Source organism: Actinacidiphila rubida (genome assembly GCF_900110255.1).
Classification (GTDB): domain Bacteria; phylum Actinomycetota; class Actinomycetes; order Streptomycetales; family Streptomycetaceae; genus Actinacidiphila; species Actinacidiphila rubida.
The window spans coordinates 15,593-37,536 of record NZ_FODD01000061.1 but is presented as its reverse complement, the minus strand read 5'-3'; the positions used below and the strand labels follow the sequence as shown (position 1 = coordinate 37,536).

14 protein-coding genes are annotated in these 21,944 nt (G+C 73.0%); 7 read left to right on the top strand and 7 right to left on the bottom strand.

Annotated features, from left to right (window positions below):
* Positions 1-646: 646 nt before the first annotated feature.
* Positions 647-1,951, bottom strand: a complete 1,305-nt coding sequence (locus tag BMW99_RS35925; RefSeq protein ID WP_245791769.1) for an MFS transporter — start codon at positions 1,949-1,951, stop codon at positions 647-649.
* 391 nt (positions 1,952-2,342) lie between these two features.
* On the opposite strand from BMW99_RS35925, the gene BMW99_RS41670 reads away from it, so the two are divergent.
* The gene (locus BMW99_RS41670) at positions 2,343-2,516 is read left to right on the top strand and encodes a hypothetical protein (RefSeq protein ID WP_176735666.1); all 174 of its coding nucleotides are present in this window, start codon (positions 2,343-2,345) and stop codon (positions 2,514-2,516) included.
* A gap of 157 nt (positions 2,517-2,673) precedes the next feature.
* Here the strand turns inward: BMW99_RS41670 and BMW99_RS42825 are convergent, their stop codons facing one another.
* Positions 2,674-3,855 (bottom strand): hypothetical protein, encoded by a 1,182-nt coding sequence (locus BMW99_RS42825; RefSeq protein WP_075018257.1) that lies wholly within the window; start codon positions 3,853-3,855, stop codon positions 2,674-2,676.
* 229 nt (positions 3,856-4,084) lie between these two features.
* Here BMW99_RS42825 and BMW99_RS35910 point away from each other — a divergent pair, with 229 nt between their 5' ends.
* The 5 genes from BMW99_RS35910 (at position 4,085) to BMW99_RS35890 (ending at position 10,864) form a co-directional block, all read left to right on the top strand.
* The gene (locus tag BMW99_RS35910; RefSeq protein ID WP_177226145.1) at positions 4,085-6,880 is read left to right on the top strand and encodes an AfsR/SARP family transcriptional regulator; all 2,796 of its coding nucleotides are present in this window, start codon (positions 4,085-4,087) and stop codon (positions 6,878-6,880) included.
* A gap of 162 nt (positions 6,881-7,042) precedes the next feature.
* The gene (locus BMW99_RS35905; RefSeq protein WP_069465400.1) at positions 7,043-7,309 is read left to right on the top strand and encodes a DUF5133 domain-containing protein; all 267 of its coding nucleotides are present in this window, start codon (positions 7,043-7,045) and stop codon (positions 7,307-7,309) included.
* Positions 7,310-7,366: 57 nt separating this feature from the next.
* Complete coding sequence (locus tag BMW99_RS35900; RefSeq protein WP_069465399.1) at positions 7,367-7,897, top strand: CYTH domain-containing protein; 531 nt, start codon at positions 7,367-7,369, stop codon at positions 7,895-7,897.
* 139 nt (positions 7,898-8,036) lie between these two features.
* Positions 8,037-8,765, top strand: coding sequence for a chaplin (locus tag BMW99_RS43005; protein WP_079138711.1), 729 nt, complete (start codon positions 8,037-8,039; stop codon positions 8,763-8,765).
* A 332-nt stretch (positions 8,766-9,097) separates the two neighbouring features.
* Positions 9,098-10,864: an ABC transporter ATP-binding protein gene (locus tag BMW99_RS35890; RefSeq protein ID WP_069465398.1), complete on the top strand. Its 1,767-nt coding sequence runs from the start codon at positions 9,098-9,100 to the stop codon at positions 10,862-10,864.
* A gap of 103 nt (positions 10,865-10,967) precedes the next feature.
* Here BMW99_RS35890 and pgm read toward each other — a convergent pair whose 3' ends face one another.
* The gene (gene pgm / locus BMW99_RS35885) at positions 10,968-12,611 is read right to left on the bottom strand and encodes a phosphoglucomutase (alpha-D-glucose-1,6-bisphosphate-dependent) (protein WP_069465397.1); all 1,644 of its coding nucleotides are present in this window, start codon (positions 12,609-12,611) and stop codon (positions 10,968-10,970) included.
* 219 nt (positions 12,612-12,830) lie between these two features.
* Between pgm and BMW99_RS35880 the strand changes: the two genes are divergently transcribed.
* Positions 12,831-14,366, top strand: a complete 1,536-nt coding sequence (locus BMW99_RS35880) for a DHA2 family efflux MFS transporter permease subunit (RefSeq protein WP_069465396.1) — start codon at positions 12,831-12,833, stop codon at positions 14,364-14,366.
* A gap of 107 nt (positions 14,367-14,473) precedes the next feature.
* Here BMW99_RS35880 and BMW99_RS35875 read toward each other — a convergent pair whose 3' ends face one another.
* The 4 genes from BMW99_RS35875 to BMW99_RS35860 form a co-directional block, all read right to left on the bottom strand.
* A complete protein-coding gene (locus BMW99_RS35875) occupies positions 14,474-15,052 on the bottom strand; it encodes a MarR family winged helix-turn-helix transcriptional regulator (RefSeq protein ID WP_075018256.1) in 579 nt (192 codons plus the stop codon).
* 32 nt (positions 15,053-15,084) lie between these two features.
* Positions 15,085-16,806, bottom strand: a complete 1,722-nt coding sequence (locus tag BMW99_RS35870; RefSeq protein ID WP_079176298.1) for an MFS transporter — start codon at positions 16,804-16,806, stop codon at positions 15,085-15,087.
* Between the two features lie 117 nt (positions 16,807-16,923).
* Positions 16,924-17,436 (bottom strand): mycothiol transferase, encoded by a 513-nt coding sequence (locus BMW99_RS35865; protein WP_069462797.1) that lies wholly within the window; start codon positions 17,434-17,436, stop codon positions 16,924-16,926.
* A gap of 113 nt (positions 17,437-17,549) precedes the next feature.
* Entirely contained in the window at positions 17,550-21,821 is a 4,272-nt protein-coding gene (locus BMW99_RS35860) for a discoidin domain-containing protein (RefSeq protein WP_075018255.1), read from the bottom strand.
* Positions 21,822-21,944: the final 123 nt, after the last annotated feature.

Here is a 21,944-nt window from a genome sequence, read left to right as displayed (position 1 = left end):
CTCGGAAATGTGCATACGGGTTCGTCCGCAGTCTTGCCCGGGGGCCGCGCACATTTCTCTGCGGGGAGCACTTCCTCCCCACCCCCTCCCGCTGATCCACCGTGCGGCGGGGGACATGGGCACGGCCAAGGTCCTCCCGCAGACGGGGACCGGCCGGAAGGGGACGATCCGGGTGTGTCCCCGCAGAGCTTTGCAAGGCCCCGGCCCACCTCTTCGGAAAAAGCCGCCATGCAAAGCTCGAGGAGACACACCCGGAGTGGCCCCTGACCCCACCCACGAACCTGCACCGCCAGGGGCGCGGGGAACTGCGCGAGCAACCGGCCACCGGCCAGGTGACGGCGACGGCGCTCAGGGGGCTGGACTAACCCCGCAGGGGGCGCGAGAAACTGCGCGACCAGCCACGACGGCGCAGCAGACGGCAGCGCGCAGCGCGTGGCACCCCGGATACCGAAGGGGCGCGGGGTCCCCCAGCCTTCGGCCGGGAGGTGCCCCCAACGCGGCAAGCCACGACGCGCGGCACACGCCGGATCAAGCCCCGGGGGCACCCCGTTGGCGCGACAGGCCACGACGAGACCCGCAGACGGCAGCGCGCAGCGCGCGGCAACACCGCCGTCGCCGAAGGACCGGGCGCAGCCCGGAGCCGCGCTCAGGCGAGCGGGCGGCGGGAGTCGTAGCGGGGGAAGGACGGCTGGAGGAGGGCGATCACGGAGATCGCCGCGATACAGGCGAGGCCACCGCCGATCACCGCACCGGCCGGGGTGAAGACGTCCGCCGCCGTGCCGGCGAGGAAGTCGCCGAGGCGGGGCCCGCCGACGACCACCACGAGGAAGACGCCCTGGAGGCGTCCCCTCATGTCGTCGGGGGCGGCAGCCTGGAGCATGGTGTTGCGGAACACCATGCTGATGGTGTCCGCGCAGCCGGCGAACGCGAGGAAGAGCAGGCCGAGCCAGAGGTTGCGGGTGAGACCGAAGACGGCGACAGCCGCGCCCCACGCGCCCACGGCGACCAGGACCGCGCGGCCCTGCCGGTGGACCCGGCCCAGCCAGCCGGAGAAGACGCTGCCGAGCAGAGCCCCGGCCGCCGGCGCGGCGGCGAGCAGTCCGACCGTGCTGGTGTCGCCGCCGTACCAGAGGCCCGCGACGGCCGGGAAGAGGACGCGGGGCTGCGCGAGCACCATCGCGCACATGTCGGAGACGAAGGTGGTCCGCAGGTTGGGCCGGGAGGCCAGGTAGCGCAGGCCCTCCATGACCGAGGGGCGCCGCCGGGCGGCGGGCCCGGCCGTCGCGGCGGACGCGGCGTCCGGCGTGGCCGGGTCGCCGGGCAGCATCGCCGGCAGTCGCCACATCGCGTACAGGGACGCGGTGAACGCGACGACGTCGATGAGGTACGCCGCCTGGTAGCCCCACAGGCCGACGAAGACGCCGCCGAGCATCGGCCCGGCCATCTGGCCGACGCCACCGGCCAGGGAGGCGAGCGCGTTGGCCGCGGGGAGCTGCTCGGGCGGCAGCAGCCGCGGGATCATCGACGAGCGGGCCGGGGAGTTCATGGCGAAGCACACGGCCTGGAGGGCCACGATCGCGTAGAGCACGCCGACGGAGCGGAGATGGGCGACGGCGACCGCGGCGAGCGCCGCGGAGAGCAGCAGCGCGCCGCACGAGGTGATCAGGCCGAGCTTGCGCCGGTCGACGACGTCCGCGACCGCCCCGCCGTAGAGGCCGAACGCGATGAGCGGCACGAGCGAGCACAGGCCGACGAGGCCGACGTAGAAGCTGGAGCCGGTGATCGCGTAGACCTGCAGGGCCACGGCCATCGCCGTCATCTGCTGGCCTATGTAGGAGACGGTGTTGCCGAACCACAGGCGCCGGAAGTCGGGGTTCACCCGCAGGGGGGTGATGTCGGCGAGCGTACGGGCGAGCCGGGAGCGGGGCTGGTGCGGTTCCGCTTCGGGCAAGGGCGCTGACCCGGATGGCCGAACCCTGTCACGGCGGAGCTTCTCACTGTTGAGCACGGGCAACCGTAGCAATCCCGCCTGTGAGCGGGCCGCCGGGGGCGACTCGCCGGGAGCGGGGTGTGAGGTAAACCGGCTGGTGGCGAGGGGCGCCGCCGCATAGGCTGAGCGGGACGAGCAGGCTCCCCGGGGAAGTACCTGGCCCCCGAAGCCCGTCCCGGAACGAGTCGCCACCTCGGCCGCGCTTCCGGTTCTGCCCCGGTGCCGTACGGCAGGGGCACACCAAGGCGCCACCGCGTCCGTACTGCCCGCAGGATCAGTCATGCCGGGCGCCGACGCGAGTGACACGGCCGCGTCCGGCGTATCCGGCCCACGCGACGCTAAGGAGTGCGCGGTGTCAGCAGACGACGTCAAGCCGTTGGAGAAGCGGTCCGAGCGAGGTGGCGACGGCGCCTCGCTCATGGACGAGGAACGCCCGCTGGACACATGGGCGCGGTGCGCCCCCATCAGGCTCGCCGGCTACGAGGACGACCCCACCGAGACGCACATCCTTCGCAGCATCGACTGAGCGGAACGGTCAGCTCGGCGGCGGGGCGCGGAAGTTGCGCGCGCGGGCCCGCCCGGACGGTGTCCGGGCGGGCCTCCCCGTCTCCGGCCGGGAGCTCCGGCCGCTGCGCCCGCCGGACCTGCCGGCCCTTCCGGCCAGCAGGTCCGGCCGGAAGGCGTCACGCCACGGCGAAGTAGCTGGAGAAGGCGTTCCCCTGGCCGATCCTGTCCCATGGGCCGGGGTCGGGGCCGGGCCCCGGCACGGGGATGTGGATGTGCCAGAAGTACGGCGACGGGGTGCCGCAGTACCAGTCGTCCCCGTCCGCGGACGCCGCCGAGCCGACGGTGGAACCGGGGGTGAACGCCCCGGCCTTGCCTGCCGGGTCGGTCCGCAGCCAGGTGCCGGCGGCGTCGAGCGAGGCGACCGTGTACGTGCCGTCCTGCGCGACGTAGCCGACCGCGAGGCCGCTGCCCTCGGGCGCGGCGGTGAGCGCGGCGCCGTCGGGTACGGGGGTGGGGGCGGTGGGATCGGCCGTGGGGCTGTCGGCGAGGCCGCCGCCTTCGGCCGGGTGCGCGACGTAGACCCGCCGGTCGTGGCCGGTGAAGAAGAGCGTCACCCCGTTGCCGCCGGTGACGGCCGCCAGCCCGCCGCCGGGTGTCGCGGTCTTGGCGGGGGTGAGTTCCTTCTCGGTGACCGTGCCGTCGGGCAGCCGCCACTGGGCGTCGACCGCGCCGGACCCGTCGACGTAGAACAGGCCCCAGGCGCCGTCGGCGGTCCCGGCCGACGCCATGGCGCCTCCGGAGACGTAGGACGACGAGGTGTTCGAGAGCACCCGCACGGACGGCGGGGAGCAGGGGTTGCTGATCTCCATGGGGCGTGCGGCCGCTCGCGCGCGGGCGGGCTCGGGCATGGGGATGCCGTCGGCCGAGACCGCGTACTGGCCGCCGACCACGGCCGCGGTGACGACCGAACCGGAGGTGGCGAAACCGGACTTGGTGAGCGCCACGGGCTTCTGGACGAGCGCGCAGGACTGGTAGACGGCGCCGTCGGTGCCGACGAAGAAAGCCGACGGGGACCCGCCGGGCAGGCGGGCGGCGGCGACGTGGGCGCCGGGCGCCGCCATGCCCGAGGGCCCGAGCGGGACCGCGCCGCTGCCGCCGTCCGGCACGCCCCACAGGGCGCCGTCGGCGGCGACGTAGTAGAGGGCCGGGCCGGTGGGCCCGCCTGCGGCGTCCGCGCCGGTGCCGGCGGCCAGACCCGCCGCGGCCAGTACGCCGGTTGCCGCCAGGGCCAGCCCGGCCCTTGTTGCGCGCCGCCCCGAACGGCGCGAGATCGGATTCGGGAGCCCGATTCCCACCATCACACTCCTGACGTCCCAACTTCCGTGAACTGCCTGTCGCGGGCATCCTGGCAACGGGCTCTGGACGCGGTCTGGACGCGCTGTGGATGCGGACGGCCGGTGCCGGGGCGGGGGCGAGCGCTGGGGGGCGCGGGTGGACGACGTGACGGGCGGCGCCGGTGCGGGCGCAGGCGGTGCGGGCGCAGGCGGCGCGGGGACGCGTCCGGGTGCGGACGGCGACGGTGGCGGGTTGCGGGACGGCTTGACCGTGCACCTGCTCGGGCCGGTGCGGGCGCTGCTGGACGGGCGGGACGTGGCGCTGGGACCGCCGCTGCAGCGTGCGGTGTTCACCGTGCTCGCCGTGCGGCGTGACCAGGTCGTGGACCGGGGCGAGTTGATCGACGCGGTGTGGGGGGAGGCGCTGCCGGGCAATCCGGAGGGCGCGGTGCACACCTATGTCGCGGGACTGCGGCGGGCGTTGGAGCCGGTGCGGGTGCGCCGCTCCCCCGGCCGGTTCGTCCAGTCGCATCCCTCAGGCTACCGGCTGGTGCTGCCGGACGCGGCGGCGACCGATCTGGCGCGGTTCGAACGGCTCGCGGACGAGGGCCGCGCGGCGGTGCGGGCGGGCCGGCCGGACGCGGCGGAGCGGCTGTTCGGGGAGGCGCTGGCACTGTTCCACGGCAGCGTGCTGGGCGGGGTTCCGGGTCCGTTCGCGCAGGTGCGGCGCGACTGGCTGGCCGGGGCGCGGCAGTCCCTCGCCGAGGACCGGGCGGAGGTGCTGCTCCGCCAGGGGCGGTACCGGGAGGCGGCGGACGAGGCGCGGCTGCTGGCGGACGGCGAGCCCTTGCGCGAGCGGCCGTGGGCGCTGCTGATGACGGCGCTGTACCGCGACGGGCGCCAGGCCGAGGCGCTGGCGGCGTACGAGCGGGCGCGTGCCGCGTCCGCCGAACTGCTGGGCCTGGATCCGGGGCCGCTGCTGGGCGGCCTGCGCCAGCGGATCGTGGTCGCCGATCCCGCGCTGCTGCCGGACGGCGGAGCCGAGGCCGCGGCGGCGGGGGCCGGGCGGCCCGGTCGCTGGGTCGATCTGCCGCGGGACGCCGGGCACTTCACGGGCCGGGCCGCCGAGGTCGCACGGGTGGCCGCGGCGGTGGGGCGCGGGGTGTGCGCGATCGACGGCATGGCGGGTGTCGGCAAGACGACGCTGGCGGTGCACGTGGCGCAGCGGCTGGCCGAGCGCTGCCCTGACGCGCGGTTGTACGTCGATCTGCACGGGCACACCCCGGGGCGGCCTCCGGTGACCGCGGCGGCGGCGCTGGAGCGGTTGCTGCTGGCGGTCGGGGTGCCGGGCGAGCGGATTCCGGCCGCCGAGGAGGACCGGGCGGCGCTGTGGCGGGCCAGGCTGGCGGGGCAGCGGGCCCTGCTGGTGCTGGACAACGCCGTGGACACCGGCCAGGTGCGTCCGCTGCTGCCGGGTTCCGTGTCGTGCCTGGTGCTGGTCACGTCGCGGCGCCGGCTGACCGGGCTGGACGCGAGCGTGTCGCTGAGCCTCGGTGTGCTGCCGCTGGAGGAGGCGCAGGCGTTGTTCGCCGCGGTCGCGGGGCCGGAGCGGGTGGCGGCGGAGCCGGCCGCGGCCGAGGCGGTGGTGCGGGCGTGCGGGCTGCTGCCCCTGGCGGTGCAGATCGCCGCGGCCCGGCTGCGGCACCGCCCGGCGTGGACGGTGGCGCATCTGCGGGACCGGCTGGCGGTCGAGGAACGGCGGCTGGACGAGCTGGCCGCCGAGGACCGCAGCGTGGAGGCCGCGTTCGCGCTCTCGTACCGCGCGCTGGACGCGGCGGAGCGGCGGATGTTCCGGCTGCTCGGTGTCTTCCCCGGCGCGGTCGTCGGCCTGGACGCGGCGGCGGCGCTGTGCGGCCTGGACGTGGTGGCCGCGGACCGCCTGCTGCAGGGGCTGGTGGACTGCCAGTTGCTGGACGAGCCGCATCCGGGCCGGTACCGGCTGCACGACCTGTTGCGGGCGTACGCGGCGCGGGAGTGCGGCCGGACGGACGGCGACGCGGACCGGCGGGCCGCGCTCGGCCGGCTCGTCGGCTTCTACCTGGCCACGGTCGACGGGGCGGAGCAGTTGCTGCGGCCGCAGCGGCTGGACCGGGCGGACGCGGCGCCGCCGGGCGCGGGGGTGGCGTTCGCGGACCGCGCGGCGGCGCTGGCGTGGCTGGACGCGGAGCGCGCGGTGTTCGCGCCGCTGATCGGTGCGGCGGCCCGCGACGGCCGCGACCGGCAGGCGTGGCAGCTCGCGCGCTGCCTGTGGGGGTTCTTCGAGGCCAGGGGCCACTGGACGGACTGGATCGCCTGCCACGAACTCGCCCTGCCCAGTGCCCGGTTGCTCGGGGATCGGCTGGCGCAGGCACGGTTGCTCGTCGGCCTCGGCGTGGCGGAGCACCATCTGCGGCACTACGAGAGCGCCGTCGGCCGCTACCGCGCGGCGCTGGCGCTGATGCGCGAGGCGGGGTTCCGCAACGGCGAGGCCGGGGTGCTGACCAATCTCGGGAACACCCTGCGGCGGATGGGCCGCACCGCGGAGGCGATCGACTGCCAGGAGCAGTCGCTGGCGACCTGCCAGGCCGTCGCCGACCAGGCCGGCGAGAGCATCGCCCTGGCCAACCTGGGTGACCTGTACCGCGACGCGGGGCGGTTGCGGCAGAGCCTGGACGTGCAGGAGCAGGCGCTGGCGATGTTCCGCAAGTGGGGTGAGCGCCGCTGGGAGGGCAGCGTGCTGGACGGCCTGGCCCGTACCCATCTCGCGGCGGGCGGCGCGGAACAGGCCCTCGTGCACGGCCGGGAGGCCCTGGAATGCCGGTGCGCGGGCGGGGACCGGGCCGGTGAGGCGGAGACCCTCGACCTGCTCGCCCGGATCCGCCTGGAGCGGGGCGAACCCGGCACGGCTCGGGAGGACTGGCGGCGCGCGCTGGCCGTCGCCGAGGAACTGGACATGCCGCTGGCCGGCGACATCCGCCGCCGCCTGCGGGAACTGCCGCCCGGTGGCTGAGGGTCGGGGCCGATGGCGGCCGGCGCCGCCGGAATATCCGTCAAGTTGTCGCGACGGCAAATGTGTTGGAGGCCACAGCGGTACGCGCGGTTTCCCGGACATGGCCGGCCCGATACCGGGCAGACGCGCCTGGACTTCGCCGGAGAACCGAGGAGTACCCGAATGCTGATGGCCCACCCGACCGTGCTGCGAACACTGGTGGAACGCTACGAGAGGCTGAGCGCGCTCAGCGGGCGCAGGGGCGCCGAGACCGCGGACGGCGGTGACGGGACCGCGTCCGAGGTGCGGCGCCAGCTCCTCGACACCGTGTACACCCTGTGCGTGTCGACGGGCACCCGGGAGGTCGGCCCGGCCCTCGTGGCGGCGCGCGCGCACATCGAACGCCACACGTTCGCCGAGCCGGAGGTATTGGGCGGGTCCGCGGCCTGAGCCGGGGTGGCCACGGCCCGCTGGGCCACGCCACCGGGCACCCCGTACGGTGGCGGGATGGCAGACCTGGATCCGGGGAAGTACGCGCGGCCGGAGCGGGAGCGGCGGTTCCTGCTCGCCGTCCCGCCCGCGACGGGACCCGTCGTGACCCGGCGGATCACCGACCGGTACCTGACGGGAACGCGGATGCGGCTGCGCGCGATGGAACTCCCCGGCGCGGAGCCGGTGTTCAAACTCACGCAGAAGATCCCGGCGGAGCGTCCCGGCCCCGTGCAGGGGTTGATCACCACGGTCTACCTGTCGGCGGCCGAGTACGAGGTGTTCGCCGCGCTGCCCGCGCGCGTGCTGCGCAAGGTGCGTCACAGCGTGCCGCCGCTGGGCGTGGACGTCTTCGGGCCACCCCTGGACGGACTGGTGCTCGCCGAGGCGGAGTTCGACTCGGACGAGGAGGCGACGGCGTTCGCGGTGCCGTCCCTCGCGGTCGCCGAGGTGACCGCGGACCCGCGGTTCACCGGCGGCCGGCTCGCCGCCGCGACCCCGTCGGAGCTGCGGGAGTGGCTCGCCGGATTCGGGATCGCACCGCCCTGAGGGGCTCGCGACCGTCCGTCGGCGGGAAGTCACCCGTTGGGATGAAATGCCCGGCCCGCATGCCCCGATTGGCCCTGTGACGCGTTGTGCCCGGTGCGGACAACCCGTCCGTGAGGTTTATCCGGAAGGCAGGGTGCGTATGGACAGGGTCGCCCGAAAGGGGCTCGTCACCGCGATGGTCGCCGGCGGCGTACTGGCCTCGGCAGGCTACGCCCAGGCGGACGCGGCGGCCGGCGGTGACACCGCGGGCTCACCGGGAGTCCTGTCGGGCAACTCCGTGCAGGTGCCGGTGCACGTCCCGGTCAACGTGTGCGGCAACACGATCGACGTGATCGGCCTGCTCAACCCGGCGTCGGGCAACTCCTGCGCGAACACGTCGCCGTCCGACCCGTGCCCGCCTGGTGCGGCCGGCGAGGCGCACTCCGGGCAGCAGGCGGCCACGACCCGCGGCGGCCGTCACACGGGGGCGCCGGCGGACGAGTCGGCGGACGCGCTGTCGTCGGCGGGCTCCGGCGGCGGCGCGCACGCGCGGGGCGCGGCGCACGGCTCCCCCGGCGTGCTGTCCGGCAACTCGCTGCAGATCCCGGTGGACGTTCCCGTCAACGTCGTCGGCAACTCGGTGAACGTGGTCGGCGTGGGCAACGCCGCCCACGGCGACACGGGCGTGAACGGCGAGTCGGCCCCGGCGCCGCGGAGCGCGCCGCCGGCGCACCTGCCGAATCCGGCACCGCCCGCCTCGCTCCCGAGCGCGGGGCCGACGCTGGCGCACACCGGCGCGGACGGCATGGGCTGGGCGGGTGCCGGAAGCGTCGCGATGCTGGTCGGCGGCGCGTCGTTGTACCGCCGCTTCCGTCCGGGCCGCCCCTGACGTCCGGGGGCCGGTGATGTCCCGGCCGGTCGGCTCCTTCCCTGTCCTCCGCCGCGGATGCCTCCGGAGAACCGTTCCGCCGCGGTGAGGCGGGGCAGGGCCGGGCCGGTCGGCCGTCACCTCACTACCGGACTCGAGGGGCCGGGTGCCGCGGGGCACCCGGCCCCTCGTGGTGTGCGCGAAGCCGGTTCACGGCTGTCACCGGACGCGGCGTGGCACCTAGGATTCATGCGTGCGCATGAGCACTTGGGAGCGGTTCCCTCAGCGCCGAGGTGACCGCGGCCGCGCACTCCACCGCTCTACCGCGAAGACGTGATTCGAGGAGCCCCGCAATGGCGTTGCCGCAAGGCACGCTCAGCCACCGGTACCGTGGCGAGCACCCCGTACGAACCCTCCTCTACCTCTTCCATCCCGACCGCGGCAGGGTCGGACTGGCCGTGCTGGCCTTCCTCGGCAAGCACACCCCGGTCTGGCTGCTGCCGCTGATCACCGCGAACGTCGTGGACGTCGTCGTCCAGCACAAGCCGATATCCGTGCTGTGGTGGAACGCGGCGGTGCTGCTGGTGATCCTGGTCCTCAACCTGCCGCTGCACCTGGCCTACGTGCGCTGCATGCAGGGGTCGATCCGCCGGACCGGGACCCGGCTGCGGACCGCCCTGTGCCACCGGATGCAGCAGCTGTCCATCGGCTACCACTCGCGGGTCAGCGCCGGTGTGCTGCAGGCGAAGGTGATCCGCGACGTCGAGACCATCGAGACCGCGGCGCAGCAGACCGCGGACAACGGGCTGGCCGCCGTCGCCACCCTGTCCGGCGGGCTGGTGGTGATCGGCATCCAGGCACCGGCGTTCCTGCCGGTCTACCTGGTCGTGGTGCCCGCGTCGGCCCTGCTGGTCGTCAGGCTGCGCCGGCGGCTGCGCAGCCGCAACGAGCTGTTCCGCCAGCAGGTCGAGCAACTCTCCTCGCGGGTCAGTGAGATGACGACGCTGATCCCCATCACCCGGGCGCACGGCCTGGAGAACACCGCGCTGCTGCGGGTGGACCGCACGCTGGGCGAGGTGCTGCACGCCGGGCTGCGGCTGGACCGGCTCAACGGCTGGTTCGGGTCGCTGGCCTGGGTGCTGCTGAACGCGATCGGCGTGGCCTGCCTGGCCGGTTCCGCGCTGGTCGCCTACTACGGCTGGCTGAGCGTCACCCCGGGCACGGTCGTGATGCTGAGCGCGTACTTCTCGAGCCTGACCGCCTCGGTGACGACGCTGCTGACGCTCACCCCGCAGATCGGCAAGGGCCTGGAGTCCGTGCGGTCCATCGGCGAGGTGCTGCAGGCGCCGGACCTGGAGCAGAACGACGGCAAGGCTGCGGTGCCGGGCGTGCTGGGCCGGTTCGAGTTCCGTGGCGTCGGCCACACCTATCCCGAGAGCGACCGCCCGTCGGTCGCCGACTTCGACCTGGACGTGCGGCCCGGCGAGACCATCGCGCTGGTCGGCGGGTCCGGCGCGGGCAAGTCGACGGTGCTGAACCTGGTGATCGGTTTCCTGCGGCCCAGCCGCGGGCGCATCCTGCTGGACGGCGTCGACATGGAGACCCTGGACCTGCGGGACTACCGCAACTGGCTGTCGGTGGTGCCCCAGGAGTCGATCCTGTTCGAGGGCAGCGTGCGGGAGAACGTCACGTACGGCATGACGGACGTGCCGGAGGAGGCGGTGCGCGCGGCGCTGAAGGACGCCAACGCCCTGGACTTCATCGACCGGATGCCGCAGGGCCTGGACACGGTGGTCGGCGAGCGCGGGGCCCGGCTGTCCGGCGGCCAGAAGCAGCGGCTGGCCATCGCCCGCGCGCTGATCCGCGACCCGCGGGTGCTGGTGCTGGACGAGGCCACGTCGGCGCTGGACTCGCGTTCCGAGGCGCTGGTGCAGCAGGCGCTGGCCCGGCTGGTGCGCGGCCGCACCGTGTTCGTCGTCGCGCACCGGCTGTCCACGATCAGGAACGCCGACCGGATCGTGGTGATGGACGAGGGCCGGATCGTGGAGGTCGGCTCGCATGCCGAACTCCTGCGCAGCGGCGGCGCGTACGCGGGCCTGCAGTCGGCACAGCTGGCGTGACGCGGGCCCTCCCGGCCCGGGAGAGCCGCCACCGGGCCGGAGGATGCGTCCCGGCCGGAGGCGCCCGCCTCCGGCCGGGACCGCGACAGGGGCCGCCCGGCGGTCAGTTGCCGCCGAGCGCGCTCGCGACGATCGCCTTGGCCTCCTCCTGCACCCGCGCCAGGTGGTCGTCGCCGAGGAACGACTCGGCGTAGACCTTGTAGACGTCCTCGGTGCCCGAAGGGCGCGCGGCGAACCAGGCGTTGTCGGTGCACACCTTGATCCCGCCGATCGGCGCGCCGTTGCCCGGCGCCTCGGTGAGCACGGCGGTGACCTGCTCCCCCGCCAGCTCCTGGGCCGGCACCTGGTCCGGCGAGAGCTTGGCGAGGACGGCCTTCTGCTCGCGGGTGGCGGGTGCGTCGACGCGGGCGTAGGCGGGGGCGCCGAACTCGCCGGTCAGGTCGCCGTAGTGCTCGGACGGGGTACGTCCGGTGACCGCGGTGATCTCCGAGGCGAGGAGCGCGAGCAGGATGCCGTCCTTGTCGGTGGTCCACACGCTGCCGTCGCGCCGCAGGAAGGACGCCCCGGCGGACTCCTCGCCGCCGAAGGCGAGGGTGCCGCCGAGCAGCCCGTCGACGAACCACTTGAAGCCGACGGGCACTTCGGTGAGCGGGCGGCCGAGTCCGGCGACCACCTTGTCGATCATCGACGAGGACACCAGCGTCTTGCCGATCGCCACCTCCTCGCCCCACTGCGGGCGATGCCGCGCGAGGTAGGAAATGGCCACTGCCAGATAGTGGTTGGGGTTCATCAGGCCGCCGTCGGGTGTGACGACGCCGTGCCGGTCGGCGTCCGCGTCGTTGCCGGTGGCGATGCGGTACTCGTCCTTGCGGGCGATCAGCGAGGCCATCGCGTACGGGGACGAGCAGTCCATCCGGATCTTGCCGTCCCAGTCCAGCGTCATGAACCGCCAGGTGGGATCGGTGTGCGGGTTGACGACCGTCAGGTCCAGGCCGTGGGTCTCGGCGATGCGCCCCCAGTAGTCCACGGAGGCGCCGCCGAGCGGGTCCGCGCCGATGGTCACGCCGGCCCGGCGCACCGCCTCCAGGTCGAGCACGGCCGGCAGGTCGTCGACGTAGCGGCCCATGAAGTCGTAGCGCCCGGTGGTGTCGGCCGCCAGGGCCCGCTGGTACGGGATGCGGCGGACGCCCTTCATGCCCTCGGCGATCAGGAGGTTGGCGCGGTCCTGGATCCAGCCGGTGGCGTCGGAGCCGGCGGGGCCGCCGGTCGGCGGGTTGTACTTGAAGCCGCCGTCCGAGGGCGGGTTGTGCGAGGGGGTGACGACCACGCCGTCGGCGAGCCCGCCGGTGCGGCCCCGGTTGTAGGTGAGGATGGCGTGCGAGACCGCGGGCGTGGGAGTCCAGCCGTCGTGCTCGTCGGCCAGCACGGTGACGCCGTTCGCGGCGAACACCTCGAGTGCGGTGACCCGGGCGGGCTCGGACAGGGCGTGCGTGTCGATGCCGAGGAACAGCGGCCCCTCGGTGCGCTGCCCCGTCCGGTAGTCGCAGATGGCCTGGCTGGTGGCGGCGATGTGGTCCTCGTTGAACGCCGTGCCCAGGGACGAGCCGCGGTGTCCCGAGGTGCCGAAGGCGACCGCCTGGGACGGGTCGCCGGGGTCGGGGTGCAGAGCGTAGTAGGCGGTCACCAGGCGGGGTACGTCCACCAGGTCCTCGGGCCCGGCCGGTGTTCCGGCACGCTCGTGCGGCATCCGCGTCTCCTTCGCTGGTCCGGTGCTGCGGTGTCGGTGGGTCATTCTCCCGCGTGCCCGACCGGGACCGCGGGCGGCGGGCCGTCTTCCGGCCGGGCGAGTGCGGCGGATGTGCCGGCGGCACGCCGTGCTGCCGCGGCCGGCCTGCGCGAGGATAGGGTGAGGGCGCTCCGCCGGGGGCCACGGCACGGCGTGACCGCCGGTAGGGAGAAGCTAGCGATGACCAGCACCGCCGCGGGGCCGCCGGAATCGTCGGAGGGCATCCCGCTGGCTTCGGCCGCCGGCCGGTGGGTCCTGGCCTGTTCGGTCCTCGGCTCCGGGATGGCCATGCTGGACGGCACGGTCGTCAACATCGCGCTGCCCAAGCTGGGTGAGGATCTCGGCGCCTCGCTGGCCTCGTTGCAGTGGACGGTCAACGGCTACCTGCTGACGCTGGCCGGCCTGATCCTGCTGGGCGGCGGTCTCGGCGACCGCTACGGGCGGCGCCGCGTGTTCACGATCGGCGTGGTCTGGTTCGCGCTGGCCTCCACGGCCTGCGGGCTCGCGCAGGACACCGGCACCCTCATCACCTTCCGGGCTCTGCAGGGTGTCGGCGGGGCACTGCTGACGCCGGGTTCGCTGGCGCTGGTGCAGTCCTCGTTCCGGCCGGAGGACCGGGCGAAGGCGGTGGGCGCGTGGTCCGGACTGGGCGGTGTCGCGGGTGCGATCGGCCCGTTCCTCGGCGGCTACCTGGTCGACGGTCCGGGCTGGCGGTGGATCTTCTTCATCAACCTGCCGCTGGCGGCGGTGGTCGTGGCGATCGCGGTGCGGCACGTCCCGGAGAGCCGGGACCGCAACGCCTCGGGCAGCTTCGACGTGACGGGCGCGGCGCTGGCCGCGCTGTGTCTCGCGGGGATCACGTACGCGCTGATCGAGGCGTCGGGGAGCGGCACCTGGCTGCCCGTCGTGGTGTCGGCGGTCGTGGGCCTGGCGTGCGGGGTCGCGTTCATCCGCACCGAGCAGCGCCGCCCGAACCCGATGCTGCCGCTGTCGGTGTTCTCCTCGCGGCTGTTCACCTCGATGAACGTGGTGACGCTGTGTCTGTACGCGGCGATCGGCGGGGTGTTCTTCCTGCTGCCGACGCAGTTGCAGGTGTCCGGGGGCTACAGCGCGGTGCGGGCGGGCCTGGCGACGCTGCCGCTGACGGTGCTGTTGCTGCTGCTGTCGGCGCCCGCCGGCGCCCTGGCGCAGAGGATCGGGCCCCGGCCGCTGCTGACGGTGGGCCCGCTGCTGACCGCCTGCGGGCTGCTGCTGCTCACCCGCATCTCGCCCGGTTCGTCGTCGTACCTGACGGACGTGCTGCCCGGGGTGTTCGTCCAGGGCCTGGGCATGAGCATGTGCGTGGCGCCCCTGACGGCGACGGTGCTGGCGTCGGTGGACGTCGACCACGCCGGTATCGCCAGCGGCGTCAACAACGCGGCGGCCCGCGTGGCCCAGTTGCTCATCGTGGCGGCGCTGCCGTTGGTCGTGGGCCTGTCCGGCGAGGCGTACCGGCGGCCGCACCAGCTGGACTCGGCGTTCACCAAGTCGATGGTGATCTGCGCGGCCCTGTGCGGGCTGGCCGCACTGCTGGCGTTCACCCTGGTGCCGGCCCAGGCGCTGAAGCAGGAGGAGGGCGAGCCGGAGGCCGCGCGGCCGGAGTGCCTCGCGCACTGCGGGTTCTCCGCGCCACCGCTGGAGCCGGGCCCGAGGGGCCGCGAGAAGTCCGCGCCCTGAGGCGCCGGCCGGGTGCGGGTCCAACGTCCTCCGTCCGGCCCGGATTCCGTCCTGCCCGGATTCCGTCCTGTCCGGATTCCGTCCTGTCCGCGTTCCCGCCGGGGCGGTCAGCGCCCCCCGCTGCGCTCCGTCCGGTCCGCCGGCTCGGTGCCGGCCGCGGGGCCCGGCTCCGGCTCCCGGCCGGCGTGCTCCTCCCCCGGCGTCGGGGCGCGCCGCGGCTCGGGTTCGGTCAGGAGCAGTTCGAGGACGGGCAGCGCGGCCATGAGGGTGGCGGTCTGCTCGGCGGTGAGCCGGGACATGCGCCGGGCCAGCAGCTCGGAGCGCTCCCGGCGGATGGTGGTCAGCAGTTCGGCGCCCTCGGCGGTGACGCTGACCAGCAGCGACCGGCCGTCGGAGGGGTCGGCCTCCTTGGCCAGCAGGCCGGCGGCGGACAGCGGCCGGAGGGTGCGGGTCAGGGTGGGAGCGGCGACCTGTTCGCGTGCGGCCAGTTCCCCCAGCCGCAGCGGGCCGTACTCCTGCACCCGGGCCAGCGCGGACAGTTGCGCGTACGTCAGGTTGAGGTCGTCGCCGGACGCCTGGGCCATCTGGCGGTACAGCCGGGCGATGATCAGCCGCAGCCTGGCCACCGCGGACGACGGCGGCACGGGCGGCTGCGGGGGCGCCCCGCCCCCGTCGGTCGGTGTCATGGCGGGGCGCCCCCTCGTCGGATCGTGTGTGGTCAGTCCTCCCGCGCGGCGCGGGAGGGGCGGGTGCGGATCAGCGATGCCGCGGCCGCGACCAAGGACATCACGATCGCGAGGGTGAACACCACGACCAGGCCGTCGTGGAACGGCCCGGAGATCAGGTGCGGGAAGAACTCGCGGCCGGTCAGGTTGTGGGCGTTGGCGGCGGGGAGCTTGGCGAGCAGGTCGGGGCCGAGCAACTGCTGGATCGGGTTGTAGCCCAGGAACGCGGCGAACAGCGTTCCGACGGGGGGCAGTTGGGCGATCTGGTGGGCGTTGGCGGCGGGCACGCCCTGGGCGGTGAGGCCCGAGCTGAGTGTGCCGGGCAGCGATCCGGCGAGGCCGGCCACCATGAGGGAGAAGAACACGCCGATGGACAGCACCATGCCGGCGTTCTGGAAGGTGGCGCGCATGCCGGACGCGGCGCCGCGGGACTCCGGCGGCACGCTGGCCATGATGATCGACGTGTTGGGCGCGGCGAACAGGCCGCCGCCCAGGCCGTTGAGGAAGACCACGACGGCGAACACCCAGTAGCTGAAGTCGGTGGGGATCAGCAGCAGTCCGGCGAAGGACCCGGCCATCACCACGAAGCCGGCGGCCGCGAAGAGGCGTGCGCCGTACCGGTCGGACAGGGCGCCGGCGACGGGCCCGGCGGCCAGGAAGCCGACGGTGAGCGGCAACAGGTAGATGCCGGCCCACAGCGGGGTGTCGGCGTAGTCGTAGCCGTGCAGCGGGAGCCAGATGCCCTGCAGCCAGATGATCAGCATGAACTGGAGGCCGCCGCGGGCGATCGAGCCGAGCAGGGTGGCCGCGTTGCCGCCGGCGAACGAGGCGTTGCGGAACAGCTTGAGCGGGAACATCGGCTCGGCGACCCGCGACTCGATCAGGCAGAAGACGACGAGCATGGCGACGCCGCCGATGAGCCCGGCGAGCACCCAGGGGTTGGTCCACCCCATGGTGTGGCCGCCGTACGGCTGGATGCCGTAGGTGATGCCGGCGAGGAGTGCGGTGAGGCCGACGGCGAAGGTGATGTTGCCCCACCAGTCCATCCGGGCGGGGCGGCGCACTCCGGTGTCGTGCAGGGAGCGGTAGGCCCAGACGGTGCCGATGAGGCCGATGGGCACGTTCACCCAGAAGATGGAGCGCCAGTTCCACTCGGCGAGCAGGCCGCCGAGGACCAGTCCGATGAACGAGCCGGCGATACCGGCGACCATGTTGACGCCGAGCGCCATGCCGCGCTGCCGCGCCGGGAAGGCGTCGGTGATGATGGCGGCCGAGTTGGCCATCAGCATCGAGCCGCCGACGGCCTGGGCGACGCGCCAGCCGATCAGCCAGAGCGCGCCGCCTCCGCCGTGCAGGGGGTCGACGGACAGGATCACCGAGGTGATCGTGAAGATCAGGAACCCCAGGTTGTAGATCTTCACCCGGCCGAGGATGTCGCCGAGTCGGCCGAGGGTCACCACGAGCACCGCGGTGACCAGCATGTAGCCCATCAGCATCCACAGCAGGTAGCTGACGTTGCCGGGCTGCAGGGGGTCGAGTCCGATGCCGTTGAAGATGGCCGGCAGGGAGATCAGCACGATCGAGGAGTTGATCGTGGCGATGAGCATGCCGAGCGTGGTGTTGGACAGCGCCACCCACTTGTAGCGGGGGTGGTCGGCGGAGAAACGCGGTGTCCTCCGCTGTATTCGTGTCGCCGCGTCTTCTTCAGTCGCCATGTGGCCGGTGCTCCCCACCCGAGGCAGTTACTTAACTTAGGCTAAGTAACTCTAGCATCGGGACCGTCCCCCGGCAGCCGGGCACAGGGGCGCGCCGGGCGTGCGGGGGGCGCGTTCTCAACGGCGGCGCATCAGCACCCCGCGTACGAAGGCGGCCTGCCCGGCGTGCTGGGTGTCGTCGTTGACGACGCTGACCAGCCGCACTCCGAGGGTCACCGGCGGGTCCCAGCGCTCGTCCACGATCCGGTCCAGGTCGGCGTCGCGCAACGTCGCGACGTAGGCCAGGGTGGCCGCGTGCACGGCGTCGTAGTAGCCGGTGAGCAGGGCGGGGTCGTCGACGGTGACCTGCGCGACCTGGTGGGAGGTGTTGCCGTAGCCGGTGGCCGCGGCGCGGAACGGCAGGCCGAAGCGCTCCTGCCAGCCGCCGGCGGTCCACACCTGCTCACTGCCGGTGACACCGGCCACGTGGTCGTCCTGCACCCTGGCGAGGTGCCAGACGAGCCAGGCCACGGTGTTCGCGCCGGGTTCGACCTGCTCGGCGAGTTCGGCGGGGGTCAGCCCCTCGACGGCGCCGTGCACGTCCTCCTGGATCCGGCCGAAGGCGTCGGCGAGCAGTTCCGCGGTGTTCATCGGGTCTCCCGGATATGGCTCGGTGTGGGTGATCGAAGGATCACCCACACCGATACCCGCGGGAGCGGGGTGATGCGCCGTCCGGCCGGGTTCTTCTGGCCGTTCCGGTGGTGCTAGTTGTTCACGGTGATGGTGAAGGTCGACGTGGTGTTCTGGATGTCGACCGCGTTGTCACTCTCCTGCAGCCCGTTGAAGGTCACGGAGCCGACCGCCGGCCCCTGGCCCGATTCGGGCTGCGGGTTGGCCCACAGTCCGAAACCGGACTTGGCGTCGTAGGCGTCGCCGCTCTTGTGGGCGCCGGTGACGCTGATGGTGCTGAAGACCGTGTCCTGGATCGGGTTGAGCGAGGTGGAGCCGTTCCACTTGGTCTGGAACATGATCCCGGAGTAGGTCGGGCTGGAGATGTCGACGTTGCTGATCCGCAGGCCCTGGAGCTTGAACTCCGCGGAATAGATCCACAGGCCCGGGAACGTCTGCCCGCCCCAGAAGTGGCCGCCGTCCCTGACCAGCGAGATGTTGGAGAAGGTCGTCTGGGGCGAGGACTCGAAGCCGAGCGCCGGGATCCCGCCGAACTGGAGCGATCCGACGGTGATGCCGGCGTAGGTGAGCGTGTCGGCGATGTACAGGTTGCTGAAGGTGTTGCCGCCACCGCCGTAGACCGCGAGGCCGGCGGCCCGCCAGGTGGTCTGCACGGTCAGGTTCTGGAAGGTGTTGCCAGTCTCCTGCTGGTTGTTGTTGTCGATGGCGGGGAACAGCGCGAAGCTGTCGTCGCCGGTGGTCCGGGCCTCGTCGTTGCTGATCTGGTTGCCGGTGCTGCCGTTGGTGAGGTTGATGCCGTCCGCGAAGGTGTCGCGGATGCGCATGTTGGTGAACGTGGAGTTGTCGACGTTGGTCGCCCACACCGCGCAGATGGTGTGCTCGATCCAGATGTTGTCGACCGTCAGGTTCGCCACCCCGTTGAGGTCGAAGACCTTGCCGGGGCCGTCGATGCGGCTGGTGTAGTTGCCGAAGAAGCCGAACCCGCTGAACGTCGAACCGTTGGCGGTCGACTGCACGCTGAAGCCGCCGTCGGTGTTCTCCTGGCCCTGCGGGGTGAAGAACCGGGTGAACCACGGGCCGGCGCCGATCACCTTGATCGGGCGCAGGTAGACGGTGAACTTGTTCGCCGTCTGGTAGTCGCCGGCGGGCAGGTAGACGCCGAGCTTGGTGGTGTCCTGGCGCGCGGCGTCCAGGGCGTTCTGCACGTCCTGCTGGGTGAAGCCGGCCGGGACCACGTACTTGGTCGGGTCCGGGTTCGGGATCGCCGTGACCTGCTCGGTGTTGATGTAGTCGATGTTGTAGTAGGCCGCGGAGTTGGCCGCGTCCTTCTGCAGCGTGATGGTGTGGCCGGCCGCGACGGTCGTCCCGAGCAGCAGGTTCGCCTCGTCGTAGATGTGCCGCGGGGCACCGGAGCCGGGCGAGTTACTCGGGCTGGTCTCGTCGCCGTACAGCCACGCGTACTTGGCGCTGAGCGGGATCGCCTTGAGGAAGGTGCCGTCCACGTAGACGTCCAGCGTGGTGTCCGGGCCGTCCGGGATGTTGAAGCGGACGACCAGGGTGTTGGTGCTGGAGCGGGTGGTGAAGCTGACCTTGTCGCCGTTGGCCGCCAGGTGCACGGCCTTGCGGCCGGACGCCTCGCCGGCCGGGTCGCCGATGGTGCGGTTGGGGCCGAGCACCGTGGCGCCGCCGCCGAGCACGCCGTCCTCGGCCTCGTAGGAGTCGTACGGCATGTTGGCGCCGCGACCCACGAAGAACGGCTGGCTGGTGGTGTTGTTGGCCTGCTTGGTGGCCACCTCGTTGCCGTCCACGGCGATCACCGTCTTCACGGTGTACTTGCCGTTGACCGCGGTCCAGCTGCCGAGGCCGACCGGGGCGGTGGTGGCGCCCGGCGCGATGCTGCCGCTGTAGGAACCGGTGAGCGTCTTGACGACGCTGCCGGTGGTGGCGTCCAGCACGGTCAGGGTGATGCCGTGGGCGCCGGCGGCCGAGGCGACCGTGCCCTGGTTCTTCAGCGCGACGCTGAAGGCGACGTTCTGCCCGGCCGACGGGTTGCCCGGCGACCAGGCCACCGGGGAGGCGACCAGGTCGGAGGTGTCGACCGGCTTGACCGTCAGCGAGGCGGTCGTGGTGTTGTTGGTCTCGTTCTGCTCGATCACCGCGTTGGCCTCGTCGACCTTGGCGGTGAGCTGGTAGGTGGCCGCGTCCTTGGCGCCGATGCTCGCCGTGACGTTGGTGCTGGCGCCGGCCGCGAGGGCGCCGACCGTGGCGGTGCCGACCTTGGTGGTGCCCAGGTAGAAGTTGACGTCGGTGGCGCCGGCGGCGCTGGTGCCGATGTTCTTCACGGTGGCGTTCACCGTGATCGGGTCGGTCTCCACGGGAGCCGCGGGCGTGGTGGTCAGGCTGCTGACCGTCAGGTCCGGGTTGGGCCCGGGCACGCCGATCACCTGGAGTTCGGCCGCCTGGCCGCCGCCCGCGCCGGAGTTGGCGGAGAACACCAGCCGCACGTCGGCGACCCGCGCGGTGACCGGGATGGTCACCGAGTTGCCGGAGGCCGGGTCGAACGCATAGCTCTTGGGTGCCACCAGCTGGGTGAAGCCGCTCGCGCTCTGCTCACGCCCCTGGACCTCGATGGTCTGCGTGCGGGCGCCCCAGGCCGGGTCCGGGTTGAGCTTGACGACCACCGAGCTGGTGTCGACGTTGCTGCCCATCTGGACGGTGAGCGTGCTGGTGCCGGTGCCCTCCCAGTACGTGGTCACGTCGCCGTCGTCGGCGTTGGCGGCCACGAAGTTCTGCACGGTGGAGGAAGCGGTGATCGGCTTGCCCAGCGCCTGGTTGGTGCCCGTGGGCGTGGTGCCGGTCCGGGTCACGGTGTTGCTGTTGCCGGACTCGTTGCCGGCCGCGTCCTTGGCCCGCACGAAGTAGGACACCGTCGCGCTGTCCGGCTGGCTGTCGGTGTAGGTCAGCACGGAGCCGGCGGTGGTGCCGACCTGCGTGCCGTTGGCGAAGACCTCGTAGCCCGTGACGCCGACGTTGTCGCTGGCCGCGGACCAGGTCAGCTTGACCTGGCCGGATCCGGGCTGGGTGAAGGACAGGTTCGAGGGCGCGGTCGGCGCCTGCGTGTCGCCCGAACTGCCCGTGCGGGTGACGCTGTTGCTGGCCGGCGACTGGTTGCCCGCCGCGTCCTTGGCCTTGACGAAGTAGGTGACGGTCGCGGTGTCGGCCTGGTTGTCGGTGTAGGTCAGCACGGTGCCGGCGACCGAGGTGCGCAGGACGTTGTTGGCGTAGATGTCGTAGCCGGTGACGCCGACGTTGTCGGTGGCCGCGGACCAGGTCAGCTTGATCTGGCCGGAGGCCGGCTGGGTGTACGCCAGGTTGGACGGCGCGGTCGGCGCCTGCGTGTCACCGGTGGTGGGGCCGTAGACCTCGAACTCGGAGATCTGGCCGGCCGGCCAGCCGGTGTTGGCCGTGACGTTCAGCCGCACGTACCGGGTGGTCGCCTGGTTGAAGTTGATGGTGACCGTGTTGCCGGTGGACGGGTCGAAGGTGTACCCGGCCGAGGCCACGAGGTCGGAGAAGGTCGAACCGTCGGTGCTGCCCTGGACCGCCAGGGTCTCGGTCCGGGTCGCCCACGACGTGGACGGCGGCAGCTTCAGCACCACCTGGTTGACGGCCACCGCGCTGCCGAGGTCGACGCGCAACCACTGCGGGAAGGCGTTGTTGGTGCTCTCCCAGTAGGTGCTGGCGTTGCCGTCGACCGCGTTGCCCGAGGGGTAGACGTCGGCGTGCCCGGACTCGGCGGTCGGCTTGCCCGCGGCCAGGTTGACGGTCGAGGCGGCCGCCGCGCGCACCGTCATCTCGGACAGCTGGGCGGTCTTCGCGGCCGAGTTGCCGGTCACCTCGGCCCGCACGTAACGCGCGTGGGTGGCCGGGAAGGAGACCGTCACCGTGTTGTCGGCGGAGGGTGCGAAGGTGTAGGACTTCGCGCCGACCACGGTGTCGAAGCTGGTGCCGTCGCCACCGGCCTGGATCGCCAGGGTCTCGGTGCGGGCCTTCCAGGAGGCCGGCACCTTCAGGCGCACCTGGTCGATGCGGGTCGTGGCGCCCAGGTCGATCTGGGCCCACTGCGGCAGCGAGCCGGTGCTGCTCTGCCAGTAGGAGTTCTGGTCGCCGTCGTTGAGCGCGGCGGCCGAGTGGCCGGAGTCGGCGGAGCTGGCCGACGCGGGCTTGACGGCATCCGCTTTCTGGCCTCCCGCCGCCGCCGCGGGGACGACCTGCCCGCCGAGGAACAGCAGGCTGGTCGCGATCACCCCCGCTATCAGGCGCGGGATGGAGCGCGTGGATCTCATGGCGTCCCTCGATGTCGTGGGGTCAGGAGGATGAGGCGATCTAGAGGCGCAGTGCTTTGACAATTCGAAACGTGCAGGTTCACCTGGGTAAGTTGCGCAGTTCCATGCAGATCCGTCGTCGAT